The following is a 12,297-nucleotide window of genomic DNA, read 5'->3' on the forward strand; positions in this document are numbered from 1 at the left end:
ATGCACCCCGCCCTGACACCCGGTGGCACGTTTCCGGACTACGAGCTGCCCGACCACACCGGCGTCCGCCGGCGGCTGAGTGAGATCCAGGGCGACGACCCGATGATCCTCACCCTCGCCCGGGGTTCGTATTGCCCCAAGGAACACCAGCAGCACCTCGACCTGGCGGCGTTCTATCCGAAGATCGCCGTCGCGTACGCGAAGGTTGCGACCATCACCACCGACCGGCCCCGCGGCACCCAGGAGTTCCATGACGCCGTGGGCGCCCAATGGCCGTTCCTGTCCGACCCGCACCGGACCGTGCAGCGCGAGCTCGGCATCCAGGAGTACACCGACCCGACCGACGACCCGATGATTCCGCACACTCTCGTGCTCAAGCCCGGGCTCGTGGTGCACTCGGTCTACAACGGCTACTGGTTCTGGGGGCGTCCGTCGACAACCGACCTCTGGCACGACCTGCGAGAGGTGACGCGTGAGATCCGTCCCGACTGGGACCTCACGGCCCCCGGCCTGCGGGAGCGCTGGGACGCCGGCGACCGGTCGCCCTTCTACGGATGGAGCAAGTGAGCCGCGGAGATACCGTGAGGCGCGGCCCAGCATTCACTGGGCTGCGCCTCAGGCGCTGACCGTGGCCTCGAGCCACTCATCGAAGCTCGGCCCGACCAGGCGCCCGCCCTCGCCGGGCAGCAGCACCCCGTCGCGCACCAGCTCGCCGACAGGTGCGCCGAACACGGTCACCGGGTCGCCTGCGCGCTCGGCGTAGGAGGCCGACAGGCGGGCAAGAGTCTCCTGGCGAGGACCGGCGACCTCGACGAGGTCATCCTCGATCTCGCCGGTGGCCACGGCGAGGAGCACCTCGACCATCGCGTCGACGGCGACGGGCTGCGTGACCAGGTCCGGCACGGTGGTGCGGTCGCCGTCGCGGCCCCAGCCGATCGCCTGGCGGGCGATGTCGTGGAACTGCGCGGACCGGACCACGTGCGGACCGGGTGCATGTGCGACGGAGGCCAGCTCCTGGGCGTACTTGGCGCGGTAGTAGCCGTCGAAGCCGGTGCCCGCCTCGGTCTCGGACTCGGCGATCTTGTCGACGCCGATGATCGAGAGGACGACGGTACGACGTACTCCCGCCTCGTGGGCTGCCGTGCCGAGGTTAGTGGCGGCCGCGGTGAAGAAGGCGGTGGCGCCGTCTTCGTCGAGCGACGGGCTCTGTACGACGTCGACGAGCGCCTCGGCGCCGGCCAGCGCGTCGGCGAGCCCGGCCGGCTGGAGTACGTCGGTGCCGGACTCCTTGGACAGGCCGACGACCTCGTGACCGGCCGCCTGGGCGGCCTTGGCCAGTGCCGATCCGACGAGACCGCTGACTCCGGCGATGGCGATACGCATGATGGTTCTCCTTGCTGGTGGGACGTTCACGGCCCGATGAGGCCGAGCTGGATGGCGATGGGGGAGAGCGAGAAGCCGCCGGCGACGAGGACGGCGACGGCCATGGCGGTCGCCTTCGCTGCCTGACGCCGCTTGGCGGTCAATGTCCAGCCGAGGGTCTGCAGGGAGCTCCAGGTGCCGTGCCACAGGTGCATCCCGAGGACGAGCATCGCGGCGAGGTAGAGGGCGGTGGACCACCAGACGCTGAACGTGTCGACCACCAGGTTGAACGGGTCGTTCGTCGGGCCGCCGCGTACGTTGACCTTGCCGATCGTGAAGTTGACCAGGTGCCACCCGAGGAAGAGGAAGAGCCCCAGGCCGCCGGTGAGCATCGTGCGCGAGGCGAGCGAGGAGGCACGCCGCGGCGGCCGGGCGGCGTAGCGGCCCCTCGCGCGTCGCGCGCGTCGGGCGAGGACGATCGCGCTGGAGACATGCGCCACCAGCGCGGCGATCAGCCCGACGCGCATGATCCAGAGCAGCCCTGAGCGAGGAAAGATCGGCTCGCCCAGCGTGCGCAGGTGCTCGGCGTACTCGTTGTACGCATCGTGGCCGCTGAACGCCTTCAGGTTGCCGTAGACGTGGCCGAGCACGAACGCGATGAACATCAGGCCGCTGATGGCCATGACGAGCTTCAGCGTGATGGTCGACGACCAGGCCCGGCGTCGCGATGTCGAAGTGTGCACACTCAGTCGACCGGGCAGGGTCGCCGTCTGTGACACCCGATCCATCTGAAAATGAGCATTGTCAAATTCGCTGGGTCGGCTTAGGGTCGGCTTGTCCGGTCCGCCTGGAGAGAAGTGGTCTGTCATGGTCAAGCGTTCTGCTGTCATCCGTGCCGTCGTGGTGCTGCTCGCGGCCTCGACCCTGCTGATCGCCCCACCGGCGCAGGCCGCGGGAGGCGTCAACGACGCCTCCTGCCGGCCATCGGCCGACCACCCCAACCCGGTCGTCTTCCTGCACGGCCTGGGAGCCAACAAGGACGAGGACCTCAACTTCCTCCAGGCCGACGTGGCGGCGCAGGGCTACTGCACCTACAGCCTGACCTACGGCACCGGTGCCTACGGTCCGTTCGTCGGCGGCGTCGGTGACATCGCCAGGTCGGCGGCTCAGATCAAGACATTCGTCAAGGGGGTGCTGGCGCAGACCGGCGCCGCGAAGGCCGATCTGGTCGGCCACTCCGAGGGAGGCTTCCAGACGCTCTACGTCACCAAGACGCAGGGGATCTCCGACTGGATCGACAAGGTCGTCGCCATCGCGCCGCCGACCCACGGGACAACGTTCGCCGGTCTCTACCGGCTCGGCATGGCCCTGGGCGCGGACGAGCTGGCCGGACAGGTCCTCACCACCTTCGGCTGCATCGCCTGCACCCAGCTGGTCACCGACGGCAGTGCCGTACGCACGCTGACGAGCGGTCCGATCGCGCAGCCCGGCGTGACGTACACGATCATCCAGTCGAGGTACGACGAGCTCGTCACGCCCACCGAGACCGCGTTCGTGCGCGAGCCGGGCGTCACCAACACCTACGTGCAGGACGTCTGCCCGCACGACCCGGTCGGCCACATCGGCGAGGCCTATGACACCAACGTGTGGCACATGGTGAAGAACGCGCTCGACCCGGCCGATGCCGCCCCCTTCGTCTGCTCGGTCGGGTCGCCCGGCTGATGGCGCAGGAGGGCCGTTCGTACGGCGGGCTGACCCGCGAGGAGCGTGACGCCCAGCGCCGCCAGCGGCTGCTGGAGACCGCCAAGGAGATCATCGGCACCCAGGGTTACGCGGCGACCACGATCCCGGGGGTCTGTGCTGCCTCGAAGGTGTCGACCCGGCACTTCTACGAGATCTATCCCGGCAAGGAGGATCTCTTCGTCGACCTCTACGACCGGATCACCGCCGACTCCTACGCCCGAGTCGCCGCGTCGTTGACGGCGACCGCCGGTGAGCCGATCTCCGAGCGGGTGCCGGCAGCGGTGCTGGCCTATCTCGACCCGATGCTCAAGGACCCGCGCGTCGCCCGGATCGCGTTCGTGGAGATCATGGGCGCGAGCCCGCGTATCGAGAAGCTTCGGCTCGACTACCGCGAGACTCTGGTCGAGATCGTGGGCACCGAGTGCACCGCCTCCGTGGGCCGGGGCGAGATCCGCGATCGTGACTGGCGCTTCGCCGCGCTGGCTCTGGTGGGCGCGGTGACCGCGATCGTCTACGACTGGGCGCTGCATCAGCCGCGCTCGAGCCGCGAGGCGCTCGAGACCCAGCTGGCCGACCTCGCGCTCGTCCTGCTCACCGCGGACCCTCCGACCTAGGTCGCCCGCGTATCTCCTCGCCACCTGGGTACCGACGAGGTGTACAGCGATGAGGAGGAACAACATGTTCAAGAAACCAGGATTGCTGGCTGCCTTCGGTATCGGCTACGTCCTCGGCGCTCGCGCTGGACGTGAGCGGTACGACGCGATGGTGGCCAAGGCACAGGACCTCTGGCACGATCCGCGTGTCCAGGAGAAGGCGCACCGCGCTCGGATCGTGGCCGAGGAGAAGGCCGACATGGCCAAGCACACCGTCCGGGACAAGTTGCCCGGCGACTCCACGTCGCCGTCGGCATCCACCCCGACTCCCCAGACGACGCCGAGCACCCCGCGTCCCCACACCACCTCGACGGACCCGGTGACCGACATGCCGCGGGGGTGGGAGTCGTGACGCTTCATCATCAGACCGACGCGTCGATGGGTGAGCTGGTCTCGCGACTCTCCACGGAGATGTCCAGCCTCATGCGAGGCGAGCTCGAGCTCGCCCGCCTCGAGCTGACCGAGAAGGCCAAGCACACCGGCAAGGGGGCCGGGGCGTTCGGCGCCGCCGGCCTGGTGGCTCTCTACGGTGTCGGGGTCCTGATCGCCGCGGCGATCCTCGCCCTCGCGCTGGTCATGGACGCCTGGCTGGCCGCGGTGCTGGTCGGAGTCGTACTCCTGATCATCGCCGGCGGCATCGCCCTGTTCGGGAAGAAGCAGGTCTCGGAGGGGACCCCGATGAAGCCCGAACGCGCCACCGAGAACCTCAGGCGTGACGTGGAGACCGTCAAGCACCGTCACGCCGAGGAGCACACCCCGAGGAGTACGTCATGACGCAGGACCATGTGCGCCGGCCCGCCGAGGCCGGCGACGACAGCATCGCCGCGGTCGAGGCCGAGCTGGACACCACCCGGCACGAGATGGCCGACACCCTCGACGAGCTCGCCGCCCGGCTGGACGTGAAGACGCGGGGGAAGGAGAAGGCTCACGAGGTCAAGCAGCGTGCGCAGGTGGCTGCCAGGTCTCGGGACGTACAGATCCGGAGCGGCATCGTCGCCGCGATCGTGCTCAGCCTGATCCTGATGCTGGCCCGGAGGAAGCGCCGCCGGCTCAGCGACTCCGCCGAGTAGGCCGGGTCAGCCGGTCGAGAAAGGCGACGAGCAGCGCCTCGCGCATCGCGGCGGAGGCCAGGTCGAGCATCGCGTTGACCTCGGCCATCCGCTGCGGCAGCGCGAGGCGGTGTCCTGAGCTTGTCGAAGGGTCGCGCTCTTCGCTCTCTGCGCCCGCGGCGCCGACGAGCCCGGCGGCGAGCAGCAGGCCGTCGAAGTCCTCCTCGGACAAGGAGAACGGGTCGAGGTCGCCGATGAACGTGGCGACGGCCGGGTCGACGGTGACCGGGCCTGCCGCCACGGCGGCCTCGACCGCCTCGCCGAGAGCGGCGAGAAGCTCCGGTACGTGGGGGAGCGTCGCCGCGCTAACCGACAGGTGGATCGTGGCGGGGGAGCCGGCGAAGGACATCTGTGGCTGGACGTACCAGCCACGCGCCGCCATCTCGTCGCAGACCGTGAACGGGTCGCAGCTGCCGTCGGTGGTGAGCGCGAGAAGCGTCGAGTCGGGGGTGCTGACCACGGCGAGCTCGGGCATCTCGCCGACCCCGTCGCGGATCCGGTCCACCGCCTCGAAGACGTCACGGGCGAGCCGCTCGTACCCCTCATCGCCCAACGAACACAGCACCGCCCAGGCACCGGCCAGCGGTCCGCCCGACTTCGTCGACTGCATCGTGGAGTTGAGCATGGTGTAGCCCGGCCAGGCGGCCGAGGCGAAGAACTGCGGCCGCCTCAGCTCCGGGGTGCGGTGCAGCAGCACCGAGGTGCCCTTGGGGGCGTAGGCGTACTTGTGCAGATCGACCGAGATCGAGGTGACGCCCTCGACCGCGAACGTCCAGGCCGGTACGTCCCGCCCCAGCCGCGTCGCATAGGGCAGCACCCAGCCACCGATGCACGCGTCGACGTGGCAGCGGATCCCGCGTTCGGCCGCGGCGGCCGCGATCGCGGTGACCGGGTCGATGACCCCGTGCGCGTAGGACGGCGCCGAGGCGACGACCAGGACGGTGCGCTCGTCCATCGCCGCGGCCATCGCGGCCGGATCCGCCCGGAAGTCGGGCCCTACCGGCACCAGCACCGGCTCGACCCCGAAGTAGTGCGCCGCCTTGTGGAAGGCCGCGTGCGCCGTCGACGGCAGCACCATCCGCGGCCGCTCGATCCCCGGATGGGCGTCGCGCGCGGCCTGCACCGCGAGCAGCACCGACTCGGTGCCACCGGAGGTGACCGTGCCGACCACGGTCTCGGGAGCGTCGAGGAGGTCGGCGGCCGTGCCGACCACCTCGGTCTCCATCCGGAGCAGGCTCGGGAAGGCCGTCGGGTCCAGGCCGTTCGAGCCGGCGTAGGCCGCGACCGCGTCGCGGCCGATCCGGTCGATGTCGGGCAGGCCGGAGTCGTAGACGTAGGCCAGCGTGCGGCCACCGTGCACCGGCAGGTCGGCGGACTGCATCTCGCGGAGCTGGGTCAGAGCGTCGGTCATACGGTCACGGTCCCATCCTTGTCGCCGTCGACGTCGTCGGCGGTGAGCGAGTAGCGGCGCAGCCAGAGCAGGCTGAGGAGAGCCAGGCAGGCCGGCAGGACCGAGAAACCGAGAGTGATCGCGGTCAGTGCCGAGTCCGGCTGGGCGATATCGCTCCCGGTCGAGGAGCGGTAGCCGCCAAGCGCGAGCACCGCGGCGTAGACGCCGGGCCCGAGCGCGAGCCCGAGGGTCTCGCCGGCGGTCCAGACGCCGGTGTAGACGCCGATCCGGCTCGACCCGCTGCGCCGGGCGTCGACGGCGGCCGCGTCGGGAAGCATCGCCATCGGGAACACCTGGCAGCCGGCGTACCCGGTCCCGACGAGCACCACCGCGACGTAGACCAGGGCCACCGGTGCGGTCTGCGCGGTCGCGGCGAGCAGCGCACCGGCGGCGAGGACGACCGAGGCGGCGACGTACCCGTTCTTCTTGCCGATCCTGGCGCCGAGCGCGGCCCACGCGGGGGTGAGCAGCAGCGCGGGGCCGACGAAGCAGACGAACAGGATCGTCGCCGCGCCGTCGCGGCCGATCACGTCGCCGGCGAGGTAGTCGACGCCGGCCAGCATCGCCCCGAACGCGACCGCCTGGATCACGAATGTGATGAGCAGCCGGCGGAAGTCGGGCGCCGCCGCGACGATCTTCAGCTGGTCGCGCAGGCTGCCCGGCCCCGGCTGGACCGTGTGGACGGGCGCCCGGCGGGTGCCGACGTACGCACTGAAGACTCCGGCCAGGATGAGCACCGCCATCACCACGCCCATCACCCGGTAGCCGTCGCGGCCACCGACGGCGTCCCGGATCATCGGCGCGGTCGCGCCGGCGAGCAGGATGGTGAGCGCCAGGATCGCGACCCGCCAGGTCATCAGCCGGGTGCGCTCGTCATAGGACTCGGTCAGCTCGGCGGGCATGGCGACATACGGCACCTGGAAGAACGCGTACGCCGTCGCGCAGGCCAGGAACAGGATCAGCACCCACAGCGCCTCGAGCCCGGTCGCCATCGACGGCGCCGCGAACAGCAGAGCGAACGTCACCGCCAGCGCGATCCCGGCCCGGCGCAGCCACGGCCGCCGCGGGCCCCGTGGATCCACCGTCCGGTCGCTGACCCGGCCCGCGATCGGGTTCAGCACGACATCCCACGCCTTCGGCGCGAACACGATGAAACCCGCGGCCAGCGCGGCGATGCCGAGGCTGTCGGTCAGGTAGGGGAGCAGCATCAGGCCCGGGATGGTGCCGAACGTGCCGGTCGCCACCGAGCCGGAGCCGTAGCCGATCCGTACGCCGAGCGGGAGGGTCGGGCTGGCGGGCATGCCCGACATAGTGCCGTGGTCGGGCCCCCGGCGCCTGCGAACGCAACAATTCGCTCTGGCGGGGGAGCTGACGACGTCGTCCGGAGGTCGAGCAGACCAGTCGGCTCGCCCGGCGCTGGCCGGAGGAGCCGACATGGGAGGAATCGGTCAGCGGATCGAGCGAATCGCGTTCTCGATGAGGGCGAGGGTCTCGCGAGGGTGCGACTGGAGCGCCACGTGCGACGACCTCACCCTCACGATCTTGGCGCCTGCCCGCTTTGCCATGAACTCCTGCGCGGCGGGCGGGATGGTCTTGTCTGCGGTCGCCAGGAGGTACCAGGAAGGAACGGTCTTCCATGCGGGTTCCCCGGACGGTTCGGTGAACGCTGCGAGCGAGAACGGACGCTGGGAGGCGTGCATCACCGTGGTGGTGCTGCGCGGGAGGTCGCCCGCGAAGGCGTCACGGAAGATGCTTGCCTTCAGGTAGAGGTCGACGCCAGATGTGCCGTCGGGTAGCGGGTAGGGACGGGCGTCGAGTGCATCCTCGGTGACCAGGGTGCCAGGAAACTGCTGGACGAGCTGGGCGACCGGTTCGTGGGCGTCGGGCGCGAAGGCCGCGACGTAGACGAGGGCCTTGACGTTCGGGAGGTCGGTTGCCGCGTTGGTCATGACGGCGCCGCCGTAGGAGTGGCCGACGAGGACGACGGGGCCCGGGATCGTCTCGAGGATGCTGCGCAGGTACGCCGCGTCGGAGGAGAGTCCGCGCAGCGGGTTCGCCGGCGCGATGACCGGGTAGCCCTTGTCAGTGAGCTCCCCGACCTCCTGCTGCCAACCCGACGCGTCGGCCCACGCACCGTGGACCATGACGATCGTGGGCTTGGCACCCACGGTCGAACCATGCTGGCTTGTCGTGTCGGGGGTGCGTCCGGTCGCCGAGGCGCCGCTGCCTGTCGTCGCGAGCATCGAGCCCGTGACGAGGATGGCCACGAGTGTCGCAGCGAGGGCGCGACTGTGGCGGAGGGTGAACTTCATGTCGGGTGTTCCTTTCGGTCTTCGGGTGATGCCCGCTGCCTACAGGTCGATCGCCTTGGCGGCGCGCTTGATGAGGTCGGCGACCGCTTCGGGCTGCGAGACGTAGACGGAGTGGCTGGCGGCGACCGTCTCGACGGACGCACCGGCCCGTGCGGCCATGCCTTCCTGGGCAGCGGGCGGGATCATCCGGTCATCGGTGGCGATGACGTACCAGCTGGGCTTGGACTGCCACGCCGGTTCGGTGACGGCGGTGCTGAGGGCCGCTCCACCCCAGGGGATCTGGGAGTCGGCCATGAACCGGGCCTGGCCGGCCGGCAGGTCGGCGGCGAACGCGTCGTGGAAGTGGTCACGATCGACGACGAGCGAACTGTCCTTGCGGGGGACGATCGGCGGGGCCGGTGTGTTCGGGTCGGGCTCGGCGAGCATGGACGCGACGGACTCGCCCGCGTCGGGCGCGAACGCCGCGACGTAGACGAGGCCGGCGACCTGCGGGTGGGTTCCTGCCTCGGTGATCACGACGCCGCCGTACGAGTGCCCCACGAGCAGCACGAGTCCGTCCTGGGCCTCGATGACCTGATGCACCTCGGTCACGTCCTCGGCGAGAGACCGCGTCGGATGTTGGGTGACCGCGACATCGAGACCGGCGTCGGTGAGGATGTCGTGGATCGGCTGCCATCCGGATCCGTCCACGAACGCTCCGTGGACGAGGACGACGGTCGGGTTGCTGCTGTTCATCGGTTCTCCTTGATGTCGGAATGGGTGAGAGGTCGATGTCCCGTCGCGAGGGCGAGTTCGGGTCGCGAGGATGCCTGCTGAAGGCATGGACCCGTTCGTACGCCGAGGTCACGCCGAGTCCCAGGAGGAGACCGAGCGCGCCACCGAGCACGACGCTGATCCAGGCGCTGCGGAGGCCGGCCGCCAGGTTGCCGTCGAAGTAGAACAGCGAGCGGGTGCCGTCGATGATGTGCCTGAACGGGGAGATCTCGGAGAACCAGCCGACGAAGGGTGGAGTGGCTTCGAGAGGCACGGTCCCGCCGGAGGACACCATCGCGAGCGCCACGAAGAAGAGGGTGTTCATGAGTGCGCCGACTCCGGGGCCGAGGGCTGCGAACACCGCGAGAGCGCTGGTGCCGATCGCGGCGATGACAGCCGTCGAGTAGAGCCAGAGCGTGATCGAGTCGGCCGCGGTGACGCCCAGCAGGGCGGCGACGACCTGGACGATGGCGGCGGCGATCGGCGCCGCAGCCACGACGATCGCGACCTTGCCGAGGAACGTGCTCCGGCGGGAGAGGGCGGTGTAGGGCCGGCGCGCGACGAGGGGGCCGATCTCGCTGGGGATGAACCCGAGGGCGGAGTCGACGAGCGGGCCGACCAGCGAGGCGCCGATGAATCCCAGGAGGACGAGGATCAGCGAATAGTAGAAGGCGCTGGTTCCCATCCCGGCGTTGTCCGGAAGCGGATCGTAGGGGCGCGAGACGATGTCGAAGGGCTGGGACAGCAGCGCGACGTTCGCCGGAGGTAGGGCTGTGGACGCATCGCTGTGAAGCAGCTGGTCGCCGAGTGAGTCTGCGGCGCCGTGGAGAACCGGCGTGAGGTTGCCGAGCAGCAGGCCGTTGCTGAGACCGCCGTCTCCGGCGTTGGTGAGGATCGTGACGGTGGGGACGGTGGTGCTGTCGGCACCGGGTCGCAGGCTCCTGATCGAGTCGTCGAAGTCCGCAGGTATCACCACGGCACCGGCGACCTGGTCCTCCTGCATGGCGACAGACAGCTCGTCGCGGCTCATCCGGGTGACGGCGAGTGCCGCACCCGTGCCGTGCTCGATCGCCGTGGCGACGCTCTCTGCCGCGCCATGATCTGCATCGCCGATCTGGCGCTCGACGACGAGCCCGACAGGCAGGTTGCTGAGGTGTCCTTGAGGGTCGACCGTGCCGGCCAGGTAGACGGCCGGCAGGATCGCGGCCAAGCCGACGATGAGGAGGATGGGCGTCAACCAGGTGCGTCGTGCGGCAAGCGGGCGGTACGCCTTCATGATCTGTCCTCAGCCGGTGAGGCGGTCGCCTGGTCGTTCGGCTCGGGCAGGTGTCGCCGGAAGACCCGGTCGAGGATGGCCCGGGTGGATCGACGGCTGAGGATGGAGCAGTTGCTCTGCGAGCTGAGGATCGAGCAGTTGCTCTGGTGGCTGAGGACGGAGCAGTTGCTCTGCGAGCTCAGCATAGACATCGCCGACATCCAGGATCCGATCGAGCCGACGGAGAGGACGGCGCCGATGGATCCCACCGAGGCGATCGAACCGATGCTGCCGACGGACAGGATGGAGCCCTGGGAGCAGATGGACAGGAACGAGGCTTCGGAGCGGTACGACAGCATGTCGGTGGACTCTCAGGCCACTGCGGACAGCGTGGCGGCCAGTGGCTGCGGAGGGGACACGCGGGGCACGGTGACCGCGAAGAGCAGGAGCCCGGACGCGGTGAGCGCCAGACCGGCCCATGCGGTCGAGAGAGCACCCCATCCGGCGTCGAGGACGAGGGCACCGCCGACCGCGCCGAGCGCGTTGGCGAGGTTGAGCGAGGCGAGGTTCACGGCCCCCATCAGGGTGGGCGCCTCGGGTGCGTACCGTGTCAGAAGGACCTGGATGGTCGGGATCGCCATCATCGTCGAGGCACCGACTCCGAGCAGACAGGGCAGCAGGACGGCAAGGTTCTCGCCTCCGACCGCGATGACGGCCAGGAAGACCAGCACGACGGCATAGCCCAGGATCAGCCCTCGGTACTCGTACTGGTCGGCAAGGCGGCCACCGATCCAGTTCCCCAGGGCCATACCGACCCCGAAGACCGCCAACGCGACAGGGATCCAGGACTCGTCGGCCGCGACAGCGTCGGTGATGTACGGGCCGATGAAGGTGTAGACGGCGAAGATGCTCGAGATACCGAGCGCGGCGATGGCCATCGTCACCCACACCATGGGCCGCCTCAAGGCGCCGAGCTCCTGTCTGACCGATCCGCCGGCGAGGGCGCTGGTCCGGGGAACGAAGACCCAGATGGCGATCCCGGCCAGCAAGCCGACCACCGAGACGACGAGGTAGAGCGCCTGCCACCCGACCTGTTGCCCGATGAAGGTGCCCAGAGGAGAGCCGAAGATCGTCGCGACGGTCAGGCCCGCCATCACCGTCGCGAATGCCTTGCCGCTCTTGCCCGGGCCGTACGCGTACGCGGCGACCACCGCGCCGGCGCCGAAGAAGGCACCCTGGACGGTGCCGGTGATGAAGCGGGCCAGGATGAGAACTCCGAGGTCGGACGCGGCGGCGGACAGCAGGTTGCCGACGATGAAAAGCATGACCAGGGCGAGGAGAAGCGAGCGTCGATTGAGTCTGGCCGCCGCGATGGTGAGCGCCGGCGATCCGATGACCACGCCAAGGGCATACGCGGTGATCGCGTTCGTCGCTGTCGGTACCGATACGCCGAGATCAGCCGCGAAGAGCTGGACGATGCCGTTGCTTCCGAACTCGCCGGATCCGATCGCGAAGGTGCCGAGTGCCAGGGCGAACAGGATGAGCGCGTCGCGCTGATTCGGGGCCTGTGCGGGATGCCGCTTCTCCTCGGCTCGGCACTGCGCGGTGTAGGCCTGTTCGTGCATCGTCTTGTCCTCTTCCTGTGCCGGCGAACCCTCGG

At 69.7% G+C, this 12,297-nt stretch carries 14 protein-coding genes and 1 pseudogene; 6 read left to right on the forward strand and 9 right to left on the reverse strand.

Features of this window, described 5'->3' with window-relative positions:
* The gene (locus tag ACIO3S_RS28725; protein WP_400470085.1) at nucleotides 1–567 is read left to right on the forward strand and encodes a redoxin domain-containing protein; all 567 of its coding nucleotides are present in this window, start codon (nucleotides 1–3) and stop codon (nucleotides 565–567) included.
* Between the two features lie 48 nt (nucleotides 568–615).
* Here the strand turns inward: ACIO3S_RS28725 and ACIO3S_RS28730 are convergent, their stop codons facing one another.
* Nucleotides 616–1,383 (reverse strand): NAD(P)H-binding protein, encoded by a 768-nt coding sequence (locus ACIO3S_RS28730; RefSeq protein ID WP_400470088.1) that lies wholly within the window; start codon nucleotides 1,381–1,383, stop codon nucleotides 616–618.
* A gap of 26 nt (nucleotides 1,384–1,409) precedes the next feature.
* Complete coding sequence (locus ACIO3S_RS28735; protein WP_400470091.1) at nucleotides 1,410–2,150, reverse strand: succinate dehydrogenase cytochrome b subunit; 741 nt, start codon at nucleotides 2,148–2,150, stop codon at nucleotides 1,410–1,412.
* A 79-nt stretch (nucleotides 2,151–2,229) separates the two neighbouring features.
* On the opposite strand from ACIO3S_RS28735, the gene ACIO3S_RS28740 reads away from it, so the two are divergent.
* From ACIO3S_RS28740 to ACIO3S_RS28760, 5 genes are all read left to right on the forward strand, one after another.
* On the forward strand, nucleotides 2,230–3,084 hold the full coding sequence (locus ACIO3S_RS28740) for an esterase/lipase family protein (protein ID WP_400470093.1): 855 nt from the start codon (nucleotides 2,230–2,232) through the stop codon (nucleotides 3,082–3,084).
* The gene (locus tag ACIO3S_RS28745; protein ID WP_400470096.1) at nucleotides 3,084–3,719 is read left to right on the forward strand and encodes a TetR/AcrR family transcriptional regulator; all 636 of its coding nucleotides are present in this window, start codon (nucleotides 3,084–3,086) and stop codon (nucleotides 3,717–3,719) included. Before ACIO3S_RS28740 ends, ACIO3S_RS28745 begins: the two co-directional genes overlap by 1 nt.
* Nucleotides 3,720–3,783: 64 nt before the next feature.
* Nucleotides 3,784–4,110 (forward strand): hypothetical protein, encoded by a 327-nt coding sequence (locus ACIO3S_RS28750; protein ID WP_400470099.1) that lies wholly within the window; start codon nucleotides 3,784–3,786, stop codon nucleotides 4,108–4,110.
* On the forward strand, nucleotides 4,107–4,532 hold the full coding sequence (locus ACIO3S_RS28755; RefSeq protein WP_400470102.1) for a phage holin family protein: 426 nt from the start codon (nucleotides 4,107–4,109) through the stop codon (nucleotides 4,530–4,532). Before ACIO3S_RS28750 ends, ACIO3S_RS28755 begins: the two co-directional genes overlap by 4 nt.
* Nucleotides 4,529–4,828, forward strand: coding sequence for a DUF3618 domain-containing protein (locus tag ACIO3S_RS28760; RefSeq protein WP_400470105.1), 300 nt, complete (start codon nucleotides 4,529–4,531; stop codon nucleotides 4,826–4,828). Before ACIO3S_RS28755 ends, ACIO3S_RS28760 begins: the two co-directional genes overlap by 4 nt.
* Here the strand turns inward: ACIO3S_RS28760 and ACIO3S_RS28765 are convergent.
* The 7 genes and pseudogenes from ACIO3S_RS28765 to ACIO3S_RS28795 form a co-directional block, all read right to left on the reverse strand.
* Nucleotides 4,809–6,278, reverse strand: a complete 1,470-nt coding sequence (locus ACIO3S_RS28765; protein WP_400470108.1) for a pyridoxal phosphate-dependent decarboxylase family protein — start codon at nucleotides 6,276–6,278, stop codon at nucleotides 4,809–4,811. The two genes, ACIO3S_RS28760 and ACIO3S_RS28765, sit on opposite strands and share 20 nt — an antisense overlap.
* Entirely contained in the window at nucleotides 6,275–7,618 is a 1,344-nt protein-coding gene (locus ACIO3S_RS28770) for an MFS transporter (RefSeq protein WP_400470110.1), read from the reverse strand. Before ACIO3S_RS28770 ends, ACIO3S_RS28765 begins: the two co-directional genes overlap by 4 nt.
* A gap of 147 nt (nucleotides 7,619–7,765) precedes the next feature.
* The gene (locus tag ACIO3S_RS28775; protein WP_400470113.1) at nucleotides 7,766–8,629 is read right to left on the reverse strand and encodes an alpha/beta fold hydrolase; all 864 of its coding nucleotides are present in this window, start codon (nucleotides 8,627–8,629) and stop codon (nucleotides 7,766–7,768) included.
* A gap of 39 nt (nucleotides 8,630–8,668) precedes the next feature.
* Nucleotides 8,669–9,451 (reverse strand): alpha/beta fold hydrolase, encoded by a 783-nt coding sequence (locus ACIO3S_RS28780; protein ID WP_400470116.1) that lies wholly within the window; start codon nucleotides 9,449–9,451, stop codon nucleotides 8,669–8,671.
* Nucleotides 9,452–9,503: 52 nt separating this feature from the next.
* Nucleotides 9,504–10,658: pseudogene (locus tag ACIO3S_RS28785) on the reverse strand (ABC transporter permease); the annotation flags it as partial.
* A complete protein-coding gene (locus ACIO3S_RS28790; RefSeq protein WP_400470119.1) occupies nucleotides 10,655–10,996 on the reverse strand; it encodes a hypothetical protein in 342 nt (113 codons plus the stop codon). The pseudogene ACIO3S_RS28785 and the gene ACIO3S_RS28790, both read right to left, overlap by 4 nt.
* A gap of 12 nt (nucleotides 10,997–11,008) precedes the next feature.
* The gene (locus tag ACIO3S_RS28795; protein WP_400470122.1) at nucleotides 11,009–12,262 is read right to left on the reverse strand and encodes an MFS transporter; all 1,254 of its coding nucleotides are present in this window, start codon (nucleotides 12,260–12,262) and stop codon (nucleotides 11,009–11,011) included.
* Between the last annotated feature and the right edge of the window lie 35 nt (nucleotides 12,263–12,297).

The organism is Nocardioides sp. NPDC087217, from assembly GCF_044744805.1.
Classification (GTDB): Bacteria; Actinomycetota; Actinomycetes; order Propionibacteriales; family Nocardioidaceae; genus Nocardioides.

Coding starts and splice junctions, on each gene's coding strand:
- ACIO3S_RS28750 (WP_400470099.1), top strand. CDS start 3,784: ATGTTCAAGAAACCAGGATTGCTGGCTGCCTTCGGTATCGGCTACGTC.
- ACIO3S_RS28760 (WP_400470105.1), top strand. CDS start 4,529: ATGACGCAGGACCATGTGCGCCGGCCCGCCGAGGCCGGCGACGACAGC.
- ACIO3S_RS28770 (WP_400470110.1), bottom strand. CDS start 7,618: ATGCCCGCCAGCCCGACCCTCCCGCTCGGCGTACGGATCGGCTACGGC.
- ACIO3S_RS28775 (WP_400470113.1), bottom strand. CDS start 8,629: ATGAAGTTCACCCTCCGCCACAGTCGCGCCCTCGCTGCGACACTCGTG.
- ACIO3S_RS28765 (WP_400470108.1), bottom strand. CDS start 6,278: ATGACCGACGCTCTGACCCAGCTCCGCGAGATGCAGTCCGCCGACCTG.
- ACIO3S_RS28790 (WP_400470119.1), bottom strand. CDS start 10,996: ATGCTGTCGTACCGCTCCGAAGCCTCGTTCCTGTCCATCTGCTCCCAG.
- ACIO3S_RS28780 (WP_400470116.1), bottom strand. CDS start 9,451: ATGCCTTCAGCAGGCATCCTCGCGACCCGAACTCGCCCTCGCGACGGG.
- ACIO3S_RS28795 (WP_400470122.1), bottom strand. CDS start 12,262: ATGCACGAACAGGCCTACACCGCGCAGTGCCGAGCCGAGGAGAAGCGG.
- ACIO3S_RS28745 (WP_400470096.1), top strand. CDS start 3,084: ATGGCGCAGGAGGGCCGTTCGTACGGCGGGCTGACCCGCGAGGAGCGT.
- ACIO3S_RS28735 (WP_400470091.1), bottom strand. CDS start 2,150: ATGGATCGGGTGTCACAGACGGCGACCCTGCCCGGTCGACTGAGTGTG.
- ACIO3S_RS28740 (WP_400470093.1), top strand. CDS start 2,230: ATGGTCAAGCGTTCTGCTGTCATCCGTGCCGTCGTGGTGCTGCTCGCG.
- ACIO3S_RS28730 (WP_400470088.1), bottom strand. CDS start 1,383: ATGCGTATCGCCATCGCCGGAGTCAGCGGTCTCGTCGGATCGGCACTG.
- ACIO3S_RS28725 (WP_400470085.1), top strand. CDS start 1: ATGCACCCCGCCCTGACACCCGGTGGCACGTTTCCGGACTACGAGCTG.